The organism is Thioclava dalianensis, from assembly GCF_000715505.1.
Taxonomy (GTDB): Bacteria; Pseudomonadota; Alphaproteobacteria; order Rhodobacterales; family Rhodobacteraceae; genus Thioclava; species Thioclava dalianensis.
Genome location: NZ_JHEH01000014.1, coordinates 1 through 16,927 on the forward strand (window position 1 = coordinate 1; position 16,927 = coordinate 16,927).

General features: G+C 63.4%; 12 protein-coding genes. 5 read left to right on the forward strand and 7 right to left on the reverse strand.

Annotation, left to right across the window (positions count from 1 at the left end):
- The 4 genes from DL1_RS11935 to DL1_RS11950 all read left to right on the forward strand — a co-directional run.
- Positions 1-485: hypothetical protein (locus DL1_RS11935; protein WP_038066466.1), on the forward strand; the 485-nt coding region annotated here is incomplete at its 5' end.
- Between the two features lie 117 nt (positions 486-602).
- On the forward strand, positions 603-2,558 hold the full coding sequence (parE, locus tag DL1_RS11940) for a DNA topoisomerase IV subunit B (protein ID WP_038066468.1): 1,956 nt from the start codon (positions 603-605) through the stop codon (positions 2,556-2,558).
- A gap of 27 nt (positions 2,559-2,585) precedes the next feature.
- Positions 2,586-3,191, forward strand: coding sequence for a type VI secretion system-associated protein TagO (locus DL1_RS11945; RefSeq protein WP_038066470.1), 606 nt, complete (start codon positions 2,586-2,588; stop codon positions 3,189-3,191).
- Positions 3,192-3,311: 120 nt separating this feature from the next.
- Positions 3,312-3,818 (forward strand): gamma-glutamylcyclotransferase family protein, encoded by a 507-nt coding sequence (locus tag DL1_RS11950; RefSeq protein WP_038066472.1) that lies wholly within the window; start codon positions 3,312-3,314, stop codon positions 3,816-3,818.
- Here DL1_RS11950 and pdeM read toward each other — a convergent pair.
- Together pdeM and DL1_RS11960 are read right to left on the reverse strand one after the other, a co-directional pair.
- A complete protein-coding gene (gene pdeM, locus DL1_RS11955) occupies positions 3,791-4,441 on the reverse strand; it encodes a ligase-associated DNA damage response endonuclease PdeM (RefSeq protein ID WP_038066473.1) in 651 nt (216 codons plus the stop codon). The two genes, DL1_RS11950 and pdeM, sit on opposite strands and share 28 nt — an antisense overlap.
- Positions 4,438-6,846 (reverse strand): ligase-associated DNA damage response DEXH box helicase, encoded by a 2,409-nt coding sequence (locus tag DL1_RS11960; RefSeq protein WP_038066626.1) that lies wholly within the window; start codon positions 6,844-6,846, stop codon positions 4,438-4,440. The genes pdeM and DL1_RS11960 overlap by 4 nt, the downstream gene beginning before the upstream one ends.
- 195 nt (positions 6,847-7,041) lie before the next feature.
- Here DL1_RS11960 and ilvD point away from each other — a divergent pair, with 195 nt between their 5' ends.
- Entirely contained in the window at positions 7,042-8,877 is a 1,836-nt protein-coding gene (ilvD, locus tag DL1_RS11965) for a dihydroxy-acid dehydratase (protein WP_038066474.1), read from the forward strand.
- Positions 8,878-8,966: 89 nt separating this feature from the next.
- Here the strand turns inward: ilvD and DL1_RS11970 are convergent, their stop codons facing one another.
- The 5 genes from DL1_RS11970 to DL1_RS11990 form a co-directional block, all read right to left on the reverse strand.
- Positions 8,967-10,010 (reverse strand): FUSC family protein, encoded by a 1,044-nt coding sequence (locus DL1_RS11970; protein ID WP_162178750.1) that lies wholly within the window; start codon positions 10,008-10,010, stop codon positions 8,967-8,969.
- A gap of 81 nt (positions 10,011-10,091) precedes the next feature.
- Positions 10,092-11,807 carry a thiamine pyrophosphate-dependent enzyme gene (locus DL1_RS11975; RefSeq protein WP_038066476.1) on the reverse strand — a complete coding sequence of 572 codons (1,716 nt, stop codon included), beginning with the start codon at positions 11,805-11,807 and terminating at the stop codon, positions 10,092-10,094.
- Position 11,808: 1 nt separating this feature from the next.
- Positions 11,809-13,455: an FMN-binding glutamate synthase family protein gene (locus DL1_RS11980; RefSeq protein WP_038066478.1), complete on the reverse strand. Its 1,647-nt coding sequence runs from the start codon at positions 13,453-13,455 to the stop codon at positions 11,809-11,811.
- Between the two features lie 48 nt (positions 13,456-13,503).
- The gene (locus DL1_RS11985; protein WP_038066481.1) at positions 13,504-13,689 is read right to left on the reverse strand and encodes a PLDc N-terminal domain-containing protein; all 186 of its coding nucleotides are present in this window, start codon (positions 13,687-13,689) and stop codon (positions 13,504-13,506) included.
- 134 nt (positions 13,690-13,823) lie between these two features.
- A complete protein-coding gene (locus DL1_RS11990; RefSeq protein WP_038066483.1) occupies positions 13,824-16,925 on the reverse strand; it encodes an efflux RND transporter permease subunit in 3,102 nt (1,033 codons plus the stop codon).
- Positions 16,926-16,927 lie beyond the last annotated feature (2 nt).

Consider the following 16,927-nt stretch of genomic DNA (forward strand, 5'->3'; position numbering starts at 1 on the left):
CGACAGCGGCGGGCGGGACGAACCTGACCTTTTGGTCAGGTGCGCCGCACCCGTCCCGGTGGTTTTCCGCCATCGACCGGGAAATCTGCTTGGTGAAACGCCTTCCGCAGCGTCAATGTGAGCATGTGGTAAAGGTGTGGGGATCGGGCATGTCGGGCCTTCTTGGATATGGGTTTTGTCTTCTTGCGGTGCTTGGGGTGATCGCAAGTCAGGCAGCCTGGGCCCCGGCGCTTGCTCGACGCGGGTCGCTCCCCGGAGCGGCGATCGCCCTTGGTGCCGCCATCCTCGCTGCCATCGCGGCAGGATCGGGCCTGGCCCTGTATCAGGCGTCTTCGGGACAGGACGCGGGTACAGCATCTCTTTTCACGCTGCTGGCGCTCGTCAGCGTCGGTGTTCTTCTGTTCGGCGGCAAACCCGCCTTGCAGGAAGCGCTCGGAATCGCATTGGCCTTGGGATCCATGCTTTTGATGGCGCGCATCGTGTGAGTGTCAGTTACCCGTGGGGTTAGGGCCTACGGTTTTCAGGGGCGGTTGGGGTGTTCTTGCCCCGCCGCCCCTACCTGCTGTATCTGTTGTGTAACCAACCACAAGAGGATGAGCAGCATGGCCGACGATCTCCTGACGCCCAAAACCGACAGCTACGATGCCTCCTCGATCGAGGTGCTCGAAGGGCTGGAGCCCGTGCGCAAGCGCCCCGGCATGTATATCGGCGGCACCGATGAGCGCGCGCTGCACCATCTTGTCGCCGAAGTCCTTGATAACTCGATGGATGAAGCCGTGGCCGGTCACGCCTCGCGCATCGAGGTCGAGTTGCTGGCCGATTATTCCGTCGTGATCCGCGACAACGGGCGCGGCATCCCGATCGACCCGCATCCCAAGTTTCCCGGCAAATCCGCGCTCGAAGTGATTCTGTGCACGCTCCATGCGGGCGGCAAATTCTCGGGCGATGCCTATGAGACTTCGGGCGGTCTGCACGGGGTCGGCGCCTCGGTCGTCAACGCGCTTTCGGACCTGATGGTCGTTCAGGTCGCCAAGAACAAAGAACTCTACGAGCAACGCTTCTCGCGCGGCATCCCCGAAGGCCCGGTGGCCAAGATCGGGGCCGCCCCCAATCGCCGCGGCACGACCGTGACCTTCCACCCCGACGAGCAGATCTTCGGCCATCACCGCTTCAAGCCCGCGCGCCTGATGAAAATGGTGCGCTCCAAGGCCTATCTCTTCTCGGGCGTCGAGATCCGCTGGAAATCCGAGATCGACGATGGCGAGACCCCCACCGAGGCCACCTTCCACTTCCCCGGCGGTTTGTCCGATTACCTGACCGAGACCCTCGGCGGGGCGACCACCTATTCCGAGCGCCCCTTTGCAGGCAAGGTGATGTTCAAAGAGAAATTTGGCGTGCCGGGGCAAGTCGAATGGGCGATCAACTGGACGCCGTCGCGCGACGGCTTCATCCAGTCCTACTGTAACACCGTGCCCACGCCCGAGGGCGGCACGCATGAGGCGGGTTTCTGGGCCGCGATCCTCAAAGGCATCCGGGCCTATGGCGAGCTGGTGAATAACAAGAAGGCCGCCCAGATCACCCGCGACGACCTGATCACCGGCGGCTGCGCGCTGGTCAGCTGTTTCATCCGCGAGCCGGAATTCGTGGGGCAGACCAAGGATCGGCTGGCCACCGTCGAGGCGCAGCGGCTCGTCGAAGGCGCGGTGCGCGACCATTTCGACAACTGGCTAGCGGCGGATACGAAATCGGCCGGCGCCATCCTCGATTTCCTGATCCTGCGCGCCGAAGAACGGCTCAAGCGGCGTCAGGAAAAGGAAACCGCGCGCAAGACGGCCACGAAAAAGCTGCGCCTGCCCGGCAAGCTGGTCGATTGCTCGGCCACCAACCGTGCCGGCACCGAGCTGTTCATCGTCGAGGGCGACTCGGCAGGTGGCTCGGCCAAGATGGCGCGCGACCGCAAGACCCAAGCGCTGCTGCCCCTGCGCGGCAAGATCCTCAACGTGCTGGGGGCGGCCAGCTCCAAGCTCGGCTCGAACCAAGAGATCAGCGATCTGACGCAGGCGCTGGGTGTGGGGCTTGGCACGCGGTTCAATGTCGATGACCTGCGCTACGACAAGATCATCATCATGACCGATGCAGATGTCGACGGCGCGCATATCGCCTCGCTCTTGATGACGTTCTTCTTCACCCAGATGCGCCCGATGATCGATCACGGGCATCTCTACCTCGCCTGCCCGCCGCTCTATCGGCTGACCCAAGGGGCCAAGCGGCTCTACGTCTCGGACGATGCCGAGAAAGACGAGATGATGGCGAAAGGTCTGGGCGGCAAAGGCAAGATCGACATGCAGCGCTTTAAGGGTCTGGGCGAGATGGATGCCAAGGATCTGAAAGACACGACGATGAACCCCGAGACCCGCAAGCTGATCCGGGTCACGATCCACGACGATATGCCAAATGAGACCGGCGATTTGGTGGAGCGCCTGATGGGCAAGAAGCCCGAACTGCGGTTCCAATATATCACGGAGAACGCGCAGTTCGTGGAGGAGCTGGATGTGTAGATAACCCCACCAATACTTGGAGAGAGCATGAATTTTAAACTGATTTTTGCGGCAATTATCGCCGCTTGCGCTGGTCCCGCTCTGGCACAAGAAAACTGCAAAGCCATCAAAGACGATCCCGCACGTTTGGCGTGCTACGATCTAGCCAATGGCGTATCTGAAACGACTAAACTCAGCGGCGCTGGTCTAGGAAAATGGCAAAAGGCAGTAGATACCTCCAAGCTGACAGATGAAAAAAATGTTTTTCTCCATTTGGAAAGTGAAGATCCTCTGCCTGGGCGTTTCGGCGCTGCTGGAACCGCAGAGCTTTGGCTACGCTGTCAAGAAAACAAGACCTCAGCCTTTTTTACATTTAACGACAATTTCATGTCCGATATCCAAGGTTATGGCACGATTGATTATCGAATTGACGATCACCCGATGCAAAAACTTCGGACAAGTGCCAGCACGGACAACAAAGCCTTGGGGTTATGGTCGGGCGGCACCGCAATACCCTTCATCAAGTCTTTGACCAACAGCCAAGAATTGGTTGTACGCGCTACTCCGTTTAACGCCTCTGCGCTGACGATGACGTTCAATACAAGTGGTCTTGATAGCGCATTAAAAGAGCTTCGTGAACCCTGCCACTGGTAAACATTGGCTCGACTTGCCCGGTGTGACCAACACCGGGCCTCAAACCTGCGCTGCATTTTGGCCGATGGCCCCAAGTCGCGCCTCTTCTCAGCCTCGCGCCCTCGCGCTAACCTGCCGCCCATGACCCTGCCCTATTTCGCCTATGGCTCGAACCTGCTCACGGCGCGGCTTGCTGCGCGCTGTCCCTCGGTGCGCGTCATAGGGACGGGGCGCCTGCCCGGTCATCGGCTCGATTTCTCGAAATACGGGCGCGACGGATCGGGCAAGGCCACGATCACGCAAGGCGCAGGCACGGTGCCGGGGGTGCTGTTCGCGATTGCCGCCGAGGATATCCCGGCGCTCGATGCGGCGGAGGGCGCGGGGACGCATTACGACAAGATCGACGTTGTGTTGGAAGATGGCCGCCGCGCCTTCACCTATCGCGCGCTCATGCGGCGCGAGGGGATTGCGCCCTTCGCGTGGTATCTCGCGCTGATCCGGGCGGGGCGGGCCGAGCATGGGCTGGGCGCGCAAGACCTCTGCGCGATCACGGCAGAGCCAGATCCCGAGCCCAATCGCCCCGGCTTTATCGCCGCGCGCACAGCCCTCCAGCAGGCCGGTTACCGCGACTGGCGCGCGGCGCTATAGCCCAAGGGGCGGGTGAGCATTGGCGTCCCGGTCAGCACCGCACGCCCCAGCCCAATCAGCGCACGCAGCTCTGGCCCGTCGCAATCAAGTCCGCCGGTATAGGTCCCGAAAGCGGGCAGGATGAGATGCGTCTGCCCCACGGCAAAGGCCGGACGCGCACGCCGCGCCAGCCGGGCCTTGGGGTGGTAGTGCCCTGAGATATCGGGCCCCTCGGCCTCCGCGATATGGCGCAGCGTGACGGGCCCGATGGGCAGGGCCTCGCAGCTTTGGCCCAAGCCCTGCGGATCGTGATTGCCCGCGATCCAGATCAGCTCCAACCGCCCCGCCAAAGCGGCCAGACGCTCCGCGACCTCGGGCGGCAGCTCGCGCGCGGCGGTGTCATCATCAAACGCATCGCCCAGACTGATCAGACGCGCAGGCGCAAGCCGGGCCACCTCTGCCTCCAGCCGGTGCAGCGTGTCGAGGCTCTCGAAAGGCGGCAACAGCGCCCCGCCGCGTCGCGCGATCCGGCCCGATTTGCCAAGATGCAGATCGGCCACGATCAGCATATCCTGCGCAGGCCAGTAAAGCGCGCCCGAGGGCTGCGCGTGAAACAACGCCCCCGCGAATTGGATCGGTGTCATTCCAGCCCCGCCTCGCGCATCATCGCCTCTGCCTCTTGCTCCATCAGCCGCGCCTCACCCTGCCCGCCGCGAATGCCAACCTGACCGTGTTCCAGCAGCAAGGGCGCGGCCAGAGGCGTGACATGCGGGGCGCGGATATGCACGATCTCATGTCCCTGCGCCAGCATCTCCTCGATCCGGTCGAAATCGACCAGCCCGCGCTGCGCCTCGTGCCGGGTGATGCGCAACAGCAGGTGATCGGGATCGTAGCGCCGCAGCGTGTCATAAAGGATATCCGAGGAAAACGTCGCCTGCCGCCCCGATTTGCGCTGACCCGGCAGGTTGCGCTGAATGAGCCCCGCGATGGTCGCAATCGCACGAAACGCGCGCTTCATCACCGCATTGCCGCCCAGCCAGTCGCGCAAGCCATCGCGCAGCCCCTCGGGAGAGAGCAGCGCGGCGGCATCCTCCACCGGATCGAGCGACCAGATCAGCAGCGCGTAATCGGTGGCCACAAAGCCAAGCGGCCCCAGCCCCGCCTGCTCCATCCGATGGGTCAGCAGCAGGCCCAGCGTCTGATGCGCATTGCGGCCCGCAAAGCCGTAGAGGCAGAAATACCAGCGATCCCCACGCGCGAATGTCTCGCAGGTCAGCGTGTCGGGGCGCGGCAGCGTCGAGATCCGGTCCTGCAGCGCCATCCAGTCGCGGGTCGCGGGCGGCAGCTGATCCCAATCGGCAGGCGTCGAGATCAGCCGCTGCACCCGCTGCGACAGCTCCAGCGAGGTCGCCATCTTGAGCCCTGAGAACACCGCGATGCGCGGCTCGCGCCCGCGTGCATCCGACACTTCGACCACCATCTCGCGCAGCCCCTCATAGCGCACGACCTGCCCGCCGATCAGGAACGTATCGCCTTGGGTGAGCGAGGCGGCAAAGCCCTCCTCGACCTCGCCCAGAGGCGTGCCGCCCCGCCGGGCCTTGCGCCGGACCTTGAGCTTCTCGGTATCGGTGATCGTGCCGATATTCATCCGCAGATCGCGCGCCGTGCGCGGATCGCGCAACTGCCAAAGACCGTCGCGCTCCAGCAGCCGCTGCCAGCGGTCATAGGCGCGCAACGCGTAACCTCCCGTGGCGCAAAAGCTCAGACAGGCATCGAAATCGGCGCGCGGCAGATCGGCATAGGGACCGGCGCGCGCCACCTCGGCATAAAGCGCATCCGCCGCAAAGGGCGCCGCGCAGGCCGTGAGCAAGATATGCTGGCACAGCACATCAAGCGGCCCCGCCCAGCGTCGCCCGCCGCCATCGAGATCGCCTTCGCGCACGGCGGCCAGTGCTGCGGCACATTCCACCACCTCAAAGCGATTGGCCGCCACGATGCGCGCTTTCGAGGGCTGATCGTAGCGGTGATTGGCCCGCCCGATCCGCTGCACCAGCCGCTTGACGTTCTTGGGCGCGCCGACCTGCAGCACAAGATCCACATCGCCCCAGTCGAGCCCAAGATCGAGCGAGCCCGTGCAGACCACCGCGCGCAATGTCCCCGCCACCATCGCCTCTTCGACCCGGTGCCGGGCCTCGCGCGCGAGCGAGCCGTGATGCAGCCCGATGGGCAGGGCCTTGTCATTCACCTCCCAGAGCGCCTGAAAGAACAGCTCGGCCTGCGCGCGGGTGTTGAGAAAGATCAGGCTCAGCCGCGCCCGCTCAATCGCCGCCATCACATCGCGCGCCGCATAGCGCCCGCCGCCCCCGGCCCATGGCGGCGGGCTGGCCGTGGGCAGCATCGCGATATCGGGTGCCGGGCCGGGATCGGCCTCGATCACGCGCGCACCGCCCATGAAGGCGGCCAGCGCCTCGGGGGCCTCCACCGTCGCAGACAGCCCCGCCACCGACAGATCCGGGGCAAGCGCGCGCAGCCGCGACAGCCCCAGCATCAGCTGATCCCCGCGCTTGCTTTCGGCCAGAGCGTGGATCTCGTCGAGAATGACCCGCTTGAGGGTGCCAAAGATCTTCGGTGCCTCGGGGTAGGACAGCAGCAGCGCAAGGCTTTCGGGCGTGGTCAGCAGGATCTGCGGCGGATCGACCCTTTGACGTTTGCGCATCGTGGCGGAGGTATCGCCGGTGCGGTCCTCGATCCGGATCTCCAGCCCGATCTCGTCCACCGGCTGCGAGAGGTTGCGCGCGATATCCTTGCTCAGCGCCTTGAGCGGCGAGACATAAAGCGTGTGCAGCCCGGTATGGCCCTGCGCCAGATCCACCAGCGAGGGCAAAAACCCCGCCAGCGTCTTGCCCCCGCCCGTGGGCGCAATCAGCAGCGTATCGCCCCGCGTCTCGAGCAGCGCGAGCTGATGGGCATGCGGCTGCCAGCCCCGGTCTTTGAACCACTGAGCGAAGCGGGGCGGCAACAGGCCGGGGGGGTGCAGATTATCGGGCATCACCGCAAAGGTATGTGATCGGCGCGCCGGGACAAGCGCGACACAGCGCGCAGACGCGCGCATTTCTGCCTTTCAGTCAATCCATGCACAGCCCGGACGCGGTCCGGCCCCTGTTCAAGGCGCTTTCCATGCGGTATTGAGACGCGACAGGAAATTGCCCGAGTCCCCTCGGGCGCGACAGAAACGGAATACTCCATGGCCTTTTATCGTTCCCGCAGATCCACCCATGGGCGCAACATGGCAGGCGCGCGGGGCCTGTGGCGCGCAACCGGTATGACCGACGATGATTTCGGCAAGCCGATCATTGCGGTCGTGAACTCGTTCACGCAGTTCGTCCCCGGCCACGTCCACCTGAAGGATCTGGGCCAGATGGTCTGCCGCGAAATCGAGAACGCAGGCGGTGTTGCCAAGGAATTCAACACCATCGCAGTCGATGACGGCATCGCGATGGGCCATGACGGCATGCTCTATTCGCTGCCCTCGCGCGAGGTGATCGCGGATTCGGTCGAATATATGGTCAACGCCCATTGCGCCGATGCGATGGTCTGCATCTCGAATTGCGACAAGATCACCCCCGGCATGCTGATGGCCGCGATGCGGCTCAACATCCCGGTGATCTTCGTCTCGGGCGGGCCGATGGAAGCGGGCAAGGTTACGATCGACGATCTGGAGCGCGCCGTCGATCTGGTCGATGCAATGGTGATCGCCGCCGATGACAAATACACCGATGCGCAAGTGGCCGAGATGGAGGCAAATGCCTGCCCGACCTGCGGCTCTTGCTCGGGGATGTTCACGGCCAACTCGATGAACTGTCTGGCCGAAGCGCTGGGGCTTGCACTGCCGGGCAACGGCTCGATGCTGGCCACCCATGCCGACCGCAAGGAGCTGTTCCTTGAGGCGGGCCGCAAGATCGTCGAGATCACGCGCCGTCATTACGAGCTGGAGGACAAGGGCCTGCTGCCGCGCGAGATCGCGACCTTTGAGGCCTTCGAGAACGCGATGAGCCTTGATATCGCGATGGGCGGCTCGACCAATACCGTGCTGCACCTGCTCGCGATTGCCCATGAGGGCGAGGTCAATTTCACCATGGACGACATCGACCGGCTCTCGCGCAAGGTGCCGGTGCTGTGCAAGGTCGCGCCGGCCAAGCAAGACGTGCATATGGAAGACGTCCACCGCGCGGGCGGCATCATGGGCATTCTGGGCGAGATGAACCGGGGCGGGCTGATCCATCAGGACGCGCGCACGGTGCATTCCGACACGATGGGCGAGGCGCTGGCGAAATGGGACGTGATGAGTTCCAATGAAGAGGCCGTCGATCAGTTCTATCGGGCAGCCCCCGGCGGCGTGCGCACCACGCAGGCCTTCTCGACCGAAAACCGCTACAAAGAGCTGGACCGCGACCGGGAGAACGGCGTGATCCGCACGGTCGAGCATGCGTTCTCGCAAGATGGCGGGCTTGCCGTGCTGTTTGGCAACATCGCCGAGCAGGGCTGCATCGTGAAGACCGCAGGGGTCGACGACTCGATCCTGAAATTCACCGGCACCGCCAAGGTCTATGAAAGTCAGGACGACGCCGTGTCGGGCATCCTGACCGGCAAGGTCGAAAAAGGCGAAGTGGTCATCATCCGCTACGAGGGACCGCGCGGCGGACCCGGCATGCAAGAAATGCTCTACCCGACCTCCTATCTGAAATCCAAAGGTCTGGGCAAAGACTGCGCGCTGCTGACCGACGGGCGGTTCTCGGGCGGCACTTCGGGCCTCTCCATCGGGCATGTCAGCCCCGAGGCCGAAGAGGGCGGGCTGATCGGTCTGGTCGAGACCGGCGACACGATCGAGATCGATATCCCGAACCGCACGATCAACCTTGCCGTGGCCGATAACGTGCTGGCCGCGCGCCGCGAAGCCAAGGGCCCGTTGCCGTGGAAACCGGCAGCGCCGCGCAAACGCGCCGTCTCGACCGCGCTCAAAGCCTATGCGCTGCTGGCCTCGTCGGCAGCCAAAGGCGGCGTCCGGGTGCTGCCCGACTAAAGCGCGCGCCGCTGACTGAAACGCGAAAAGCCCTCGGCTCAGGCCGGGGGCTTTTTCATAGCGGCTGGCAGCTGGCCCTCCGGCGCGATTTAGGATGGCAGCGAGCTGCCCATCCCAAGCGCCTCGCGGATCCGATGCGCGAGATAGGAGACCACGAGGGCCGCCCCACCGCCCAGCAAGGTGCCCACGATCCGCCCCCACGCATTCACGACAGGCTCGGCATTGCCCATCGTCACCATGACCACGATCAGAGCCGTCAGGAAGGCCACGAAGCTTGGGAAATGGCGCCCGATGAACAGGATCGAGATCATCCCGAACAGCACGTAGAACACTGGCAGCACCGGATTGGCTGGACCCAGTACAAGCACAAGCACGCTGGCCCCCACCGCCCCTGCCACGGTCGCGCCGGTGCGCAACGCAACCCGCTCCCATGTCAGCCCCGGTCGCGGCCCCAGCATCAAAAGCGCCGAGAGCGGCGCCCAATAGGGATGGTTGATCGCAAGGATCAGCGCGATGCCATAGGACATGCCCACGGCCAGAATGGCCTGCAGCCCCTGCCCGATCACCGCATCGAGCGGTGCAGCCCCCTCCGGTGGCGCCTGCCCGTCGAGCGGCGCGCGATGGTCGGGGCCGAGCCAGCCCCAAGCCACGCGAAGCCCCTCTTCGATGGCAATCACCCAGATCATGGCCAAGGCGACCGTGACCAGCACCACCGCCGGGCTGTCGACATAATGCACGAGAAAGCCTGCAAGCGAGAAGAACAGCCAGCTTTGCAACAAGACCCACCACAGGCTCATGTCGCGCCGGGACAGAGCCCCCACGACAAAGGCCCCGATCAACATGCCCGGAACGGTGAGCGCTACGCCTCCGACATGGAATTGCGCCGCAGCCATGCCCGCCGCAATCCCGAGCATCTTGCCCGCGATATCCATCAGCGTGATCGGCCAGCGGCGGTCGCGAAACCCCTTGCCCTGTCCCGTCGAGGTGGCAAAGCCCACGCCAAGTGCCGCCAGTTCCTGCGCGCGCGGCAAATCGAGCCAGAGCACGCCCATCAAGAGCCCGCTCAGGGCCACGACCGCAGGCAGCGCCCTTGGCCAGTTCAGATCCGCCACGCGGCGCAGAAGATCGATCATCATCGCCCCCGAAAGAGCCAACAACGGCGGGAATGGCGCCTTCGCACCCTCCCCGAGACTATCATGGCACCCGCGCGCGGCCTAGCGCAGGAAGTTGTTGCGCATCAGCTGGACGACCTCATTGGCGCGCCCGTTGAGCACGGCCTTCACGCCAAAGAGCGCGGTCGAGGTGACCTGTGACATCTCGATCTTGGGCGGCATCACCAACTCCAGCCGGTTCACCTTCACATCCAAAAGCGCGGGCCCCGGTGTGGCAAGCCATTGCGCCATCGCGCCTTCCAGATCGCCCATCACCTCAACCTTGGTCCCCGCCATGCCAATCGCCCGCGCCATCGCCCCGAAATCGGGGTTTTTCAGCTCGGTATAGGCATCGAGCATCCCCTCGACGCGCTGCTCCATCTCGACAAAGCCCAGCGAGGAATTGTTGAACACCAACAACTTCACCGGCAAGTTTTCCTGCACCAATGTCAGCAGATCGCCCATCAACATGCTCATCCCGCCATCGCCACATAGCGCGATCACCTGCCGGTCGGGATAGGCCTTTTGCATACCAAGCGCCTGCGGATAGGCATTGGCCATCGTCCCGTGCAACAGGCTGGTGAGGAAGCGTCGCTGGCCATTGGCACTCAGGTGGCGCAGAAGCCATACCATCGGCGAGCCGCCATCTGCGGTGAACACCGCATCGGGGGCCGCGTGACGGTCGAGCAGCTCGGTCAGCGCCTGCGGGTGGATCAGCGTCGGGTCAGGCTCGTTCGTGCTGTCGAGATAGCCTTTGAGATCCTCGGCATATTGCTTGAGCGCCTTATTGAGATGCTTGCCGGACTCGCGCGGCTCAAGCCGGGGTAGCAGCGCGTCAATCGTGCAGCCGACATCGCCCACCAGACCCAGATCGATCGGCGAGCGCCGCCCCAGATGGCTCGCATCGATATCGACCTGCGCGATCTTGGCCTTCGCCGGGTAGAACTGCGTGTAAGCGAAATCCGACCCCAGACAGAGCAGCAGATCGCAATCGCCCACGGCTTCCATCCCGGCGCGATTGCCCAGAATACCTGTCATGCCCACGTTGTTGGGCTGATCGGGTTCGATGAATTCCTTGGAGCGCGTGGTATGCACGACCGGCACGCCCAGATGCTCTGACAATTGCCGGATCTTGGCCTGCGACCCGCGCGCGCCGATCCCGGCATAGATCGTGATCCGGTCGGCCTCTTTGATCATCGCGGCCAGCGCGTTCAGCTCGGCATCCGAGGGGCGCGTGACCGGGGCGGGGCGATGCACGCTCCAATGCAGCGCGTCCGCCGTCTTTTCCTTGAACATATCGCCATTCACGATCACCACCGCGACACCCCCCTTGTTGAGCGCGGCTTGAGCGGCCTGCACAACGATGCGGCGCGCCTGATCGGGGTGGTTGATGCGCTCGCAGAACACCGAGGTCTGCTCATAGACCTTCTTCTGATCGACCTCTTGGGGAAAGCCTAACCCCTCCTCGTGGCGATCAATATTAGACGCAATGAGCACCACAGGCGCCCCGTTGCGATGGCTCTCGAAGATCCCGTTGACGAAATGCAGGCTGCCGGGTCCGGCGGTGCCCGCGCAGACCGACAGCTCGCCGGTCATGTAGCTCTCGCCGCCCGCCGCAAGCGCACCCACTTCCTCGTGGCGCACATGCACCCATTCAAGTGGCCCCTGACGTACAGCGTCTGTGAAATGGTTGATCGTATCGCCCACGATTCCATAGACCCGTTTGGCCCCCGCCTCGACAAGGGTCTCGGCGACAACCTGGGATACTGTCTTGCTCATATTATGCCTCTTTTGCGTGGGAGTTGTGCGTGAGGCTGGCGCGGCGTCGAACCAGATCCGTCCGCGGCTTGAAGCTGTGCGGATCTGCGGCGTGCCACCAGTCGGCGTAGTCTGTGCTGTCGGGATCGTCGTTCAGAATGCCCTCGGGCAGGAACGGATAGACCCGGTCGATCGTGTGGCCCTGCGTGACGCCGATACGGTGCACGATGTGATGGGGTTGCAGATCGGTCGGATGCTTGAGCCCGGCGGAGGCGACGATGTCGGACAGGGCCTCAAGCGTCTTTTTGTGGAACCGCGCGGCGCGTTCGCCCTGCACCTGCGGGATCAGACCGCGCTGACGCGCCTTGTCTTGGGTGGTGATCCCGGTGGGACAGGTGCCCAGATGGCACCGCTGGGCCTGAATGCAGCCAATCGAGAACATGAAGGCGCGCGCGGCATTGCACCAATCCACCCCCATCGCCATCGAATGCGCAAGCCCATAGCCGGAATAGACCTTGCCCGAGGCCGCAAGACGCACCTTGTCCTTGATCCCGGCCCCGACCAGCGCATTGCGCATCAAGATCACCCCGTCGACCATCGGCATGCCGACGTGATCGGACAGCTCCAGCGGAGCTGCCCCCGTGCCGCCCTCCGCGCCATCCACGACAATGAAATCCGGGTAAATGCCAGAGGTCTGCATCGCCTTGACCAAGGCAAAGGCCTCATGCGGCTGGCCGATACACAGCTTGAGCCCCACCGGCTTGCCGCCGGATAGATCGCGCATCCGGGCGGCGAATTCCATCATCTCAACGGGTGTGGAGAAGGCCGAATGACCGCGCGGGCTGAGGCAATCCTGATGCGCGGGAACCTTGCGGGTCTGCGCGATCTCTTCGGTCACCTTGGCGGCAGGCAGCAGCCCGCCATGGCCGGGTTTGGCCCCTTGGCTCAGCTTGATTTCGGTCATCTTGACCTGATCGCGGCTCGCCTGCTCGGCGAAAAGATCGGCATCGAAGCGGCCCGACTTGTCGCGCGCCCCGAAATAGCCAGAGCCCAGCTCCCAGACGATGTCGCCACCATGTTTCGCGTGATAGGGCGAATAGCCGCCCTCTCCCGTGTCATGATAAAATCCGCCGAGCTTGGCCCCGATATTGAGCGCCTCGACCGCATTGCCGGACAAAGCGCCGAAGCTCATGGCGGAAATGTTGAGCACAGAGGCGGAATAGGGCTTGGCGCATTGCGCATTGCCGACGCTCACACGCGGTGAGGTGTCGGGATCGTCGTTCGGGGCAATGGAATGATTGATCCATGCATATTCTTCGCTCTCGACGTCCAACTCGGTCCCGAAAGGATGCGTGTCGGTCTCGCCACGGGCGCGGGCATGAACCAGATTGCGAGCCTCATAGGAAAACGGCTTCCCCTCAAGATCGCCCTCAACAATATAGGCGCGCAGGAAGGGACGAAGGTCATAAAAGAGCCAGCGGAAGCGGGCTGCGACCGGATAGTTTCGCGTGATCGTCCAGCGGGTCTGGAAATAGTCGTAAAGACCAAGCGCGAAAAGCCCGAGACCGACCGCCGCAAGCAGGAGCCACCACAGACTAACAAACGCAAGCCCGAGCCCGATAACTCCCAAGATCAAGGCTCCGAGCGGAAGAATTGTGCGTCTCAACATTTGGACAAATCCTTCCGCTCGAATTGCTTTAGTTCATTTACAGTGCCGCTAGACGACCGCCTGTCCGCCCTTGGGTCCGGCCACCAGCCAGATGATGAAGCCAAGGATCGGCAAGATGATAATCAGCAAGATCCACAGCACCTTGGCGCCCGTCGAGGCACCAGAGCCGATGATCGACACGATGGCCCAGATATCGAGGACGAGGACAACGAGCCCTCCAATCATACTCAGCATTTCTTATCTCCCATGAAATACACTCTTGCACGACTAACCCCCGAGTCTCGTGACTGGTTCCTCACTGACCTTTGCACAGCCCCGTGAACGCGCCTCGCCGGCGCGCCCTTCGCCCATCTGTCTGGCGTGATGGCCTATTTCTGCACAGGTCCGCCGCCCGGTGTGATCTTGCGGATCAGCACGTAGAAGGCAGGCACCATGAACACGCCGATAAAAGTTGCTGCGGCCATCCCGCCCAGCACCCCGATCCCGATCGCGTTCTGTGCAGCCGCCCCTGCCCCGCTTGCGATGGCCAGTGGCACGACCCCCAGCATGAAGGCCAGCGAGGTCATCAGGATCGGTCGCAGGCGCAGGCGCGCGGCCTCCAGCGTCGCCTCGATCAGCCCTTTGCCCTGCGCCTCAAGATTGCGCGCAAATTCGACGATCAGAATGGCGTTTTTCGCCGCAAGCCCAATCGTGGTGAGAATGCCCACCTTGAAATAGACGTCATTGGCCTGCCCGAAGGCCCAGGCAGCCCCCAACGCCCCCAGCAGGCCGACCGGCACGGCCAGCATCACCGAAAGCGGGATCGACCAACTCTCATAGAGCGCCGCGAGACAGAGGAAGACCACAAGCGCCGAGAGCGCATAAAGATAGGGCGCCTGATTGCCCGACTGGCGCTCCTGATAGCTCAGCCCCGTCCATGCGAGGCCATAGCCGCCCGGCAGCTTGCTCACCAGTTCCTGCATCGCATCCATCGCCGCCCCGGAACTGGCGCTGTCCGAGGCTTGGCCCGAAATCTCGATGGCATTGGTCGCATCGTAGCGCGACAGGCGCGGCGCGACGGCGACCCATTTCGTCGATGTGAAGGCCGAGAACGGCACCATCTCGCCCGAGCTGTTGCGCGCATACCAATCGTCGATATTGCCCGGCTGCATGCGATAGGGCGCATCGGCCTGCACATAGACCGGGCGCAGATTGCCGTTGAGATCGAAATCATTGACGTCCTTGCCCGAGAAGATCACCGACAGCATCGAATTGAGACTGCTCAGCGAGAGCCCGTAGCTCTCCGCCTTTTGCTGATCGATATCGAGCTGCAGCGCGGCCTTATCCTCATCCCCATTGACGCGCAGGTTGGTCAGGCGGCTATCGGCCTCCGCCTCTTTAATCAGCGTGTCGGCAGCCTCTGCAAGCGCCTGCGGGCCATTGCCGGCCTGATCGACAAGATACATCTGGAAGCCCGAACTGTTGCCCAGCCCGCGAATTGCGGGCGGTTGCACGAAAAATACCTGCCCGGCACGCAGGCCCGCGAAATGGGCATTGGCACGCGCCGCAATCGCCGCCACATTCTGCCCCGCGCCGGTGCGTTGGTCGAAATCCTTGAGCTTGGCAAAGACCATCGCCGTATTTTGCCCCGACCCGCCAAAGGAAAAGCCCAGAGTGGCGAAGACCGAGGCGACATTGTCCTTCTCGCTGGTCATCAGATATTTGGTGATCTGATCAACGACATCCGAGGTCTGCGCGGTCGTGGCCCCTTCCGAGAGGTTCACAATCGACATCAGAACGCCCTGGTCCTCCTTGGGCAGGAACGAGCTGGGCAAGCGCTGGGACACCCCCCATGCAGCGGCGATCACCAGCACCAGCACCAGCGCCATCAGGAACGGTTTGCGCAAGATCCGCGCGACCGCCGCGCCATAGCCCGACTGGATCTTGCCAAAGCCGGTGTTGAACATGCGCGCGGGCGCAATCGGGGCGCCCTTGGAGGGGCGCAGAAGCTTGGCTGCGAGTGCGGGCGTCAGGATCAGCGCCACAATAGCCGACAGTACCATCGCGGTAATGATCGTGACCGAGAACTGCCGATAGATCACCCCGGTCGAGCCCGGAAAGAAGGCCATCGGTAAGAACACCGCCGAGAGCACCAGCGCCACCCCCACCAGCGCGCCGGTGATCTGCGACATGCTTTTCTCGGTGGCGGCCATCGGGCTCAGGCCCTCTTCCTCCATCACCCGCTCGACGTTTTCGACCACGACGATCGCGTCATCGACCAGCAGACCAATCGCAAGCACCATCGCAAACATCGTCAGCGTGTTGATCGAATAGCCCGAGACCAGCAGCACCGCGAATGTGCCCATCAGCACCACCGGAACCGCAACAATCGGGATCAGCGTCGCGCGCCATTTCTGCAAGAAAACGAGGATCACGATGAGCACGAGAACGATTGCCTCGGCCAGCGTGTGATAGACTTTCTCAATCGACAGCTCGACGAAGGGCGAGGTGTCATAGGCGATCTTGAAGCTCACCCCTTCAGGCAGCGAGGGGGCCAGCCGGTCCAGCGTCGCACGCACCGCCCGCGCCGTGTCGACCGCATTGGCCCCATTGGCGAGGTTGACGCCGAACCCGGAGGCATTCTCGCCGTTGAACTTCGAGTTCGTGCCGTAATTCTCTTGCCCGATCTCGACCCGCGCGACATCGCCCAGATAGACCGCTGAGCCGTTGCTTTCGGTCTTGAGCAGGATCTTCTCGAATTGCTCCACCGTGTTGAGCTGGCTTTGCGCGGTGATCGTCGCGGTGAACTGCTGACCGGGCGTGGTCGGCAGATCGCCCAGCGCCCCCACCGACACGGTGGTGTTTTGCGCCTGCACGGCCGCGGTCACATCGGTCGGGGTCAGCTGGAACTGCTCGAGCTTATAGGGATCGAGCCAGACGCGCATCGCATAGCCCGAGCCAAAGACATTGAGCCCGCCCACGCCCTGCGTGCGCTCCACCGCGCCCTTGACCTCGGTATCGAGCAGGTTGCCGAGCTCAACGGTCGAATATTTGCCATCGCTCGACACCAGAGCGCCGACCAGCAAGATATCGGAGGACGAGCGCGAGACGCTGACGCCTGAGGTTTGTACCGCATCGGGAAGCTGGCTTTCGACCTTGCGGATCTTGGTCTGCACCTCGTTCTCGGCATCAATCGGATCGATTGAGCCATCAAAGGTCAGCGTCACTCGCGCGGAGCCCTGATTGGACGTGCTCTCCATGTAGATCATGCCGTCGAGCCCGGTCAGCGCATCCTCGATCGGGGTTGTCACCGAGTTCTCGACCGCCTGCGCCGTGGCGCCCGAATAGCTGGCCGAGATACGGATCGTCGTGGGCGCGACTTCGGGATATTGCGACACCGGCAATTGCGTATAGGCATAGCCCCCCGCAAGCATCGTCACGAGCGCCAGCACGATGGCAAAAACGGGGCGGTGAATAAAGAAACGGATCATGT

Excerpts from the sequence above, each read along its gene's own strand:
- parE (WP_038066468.1), top strand. The coding sequence starts at position 603 with ATGGCCGACGATCTCCTGACGCCCAAAACCGACAGCTACGATGCCTCC.
- DL1_RS11945 (WP_038066470.1), top strand. The coding sequence starts at position 2,586 with ATGAATTTTAAACTGATTTTTGCGGCAATTATCGCCGCTTGCGCTGGT.
- DL1_RS11950 (WP_038066472.1), top strand. The coding sequence starts at position 3,312 with ATGACCCTGCCCTATTTCGCCTATGGCTCGAACCTGCTCACGGCGCGG.
- pdeM (WP_038066473.1), bottom strand. The coding sequence starts at position 4,441 with ATGACACCGATCCAATTCGCGGGGGCGTTGTTTCACGCGCAGCCCTCG.
- DL1_RS11960 (WP_038066626.1), bottom strand. The coding sequence starts at position 6,846 with ATGCCCGATAATCTGCACCCCCCCGGCCTGTTGCCGCCCCGCTTCGCT.
- ilvD (WP_038066474.1), top strand. The coding sequence starts at position 7,042 with ATGGCCTTTTATCGTTCCCGCAGATCCACCCATGGGCGCAACATGGCA.
- DL1_RS11970 (WP_162178750.1), bottom strand. The coding sequence starts at position 10,010 with ATGATCGATCTTCTGCGCCGCGTGGCGGATCTGAACTGGCCAAGGGCG.
- DL1_RS11975 (WP_038066476.1), bottom strand. The coding sequence starts at position 11,807 with ATGAGCAAGACAGTATCCCAGGTTGTCGCCGAGACCCTTGTCGAGGCG.
- DL1_RS11980 (WP_038066478.1), bottom strand. The coding sequence starts at position 13,455 with ATGTTGAGACGCACAATTCTTCCGCTCGGAGCCTTGATCTTGGGAGTT.
- DL1_RS11985 (WP_038066481.1), bottom strand. The coding sequence starts at position 13,689 with ATGCTGAGTATGATTGGAGGGCTCGTTGTCCTCGTCCTCGATATCTGG.
- DL1_RS11990 (WP_038066483.1), bottom strand. The coding sequence starts at position 16,925 with ATGATCCGTTTCTTTATTCACCGCCCCGTTTTTGCCATCGTGCTGGCG.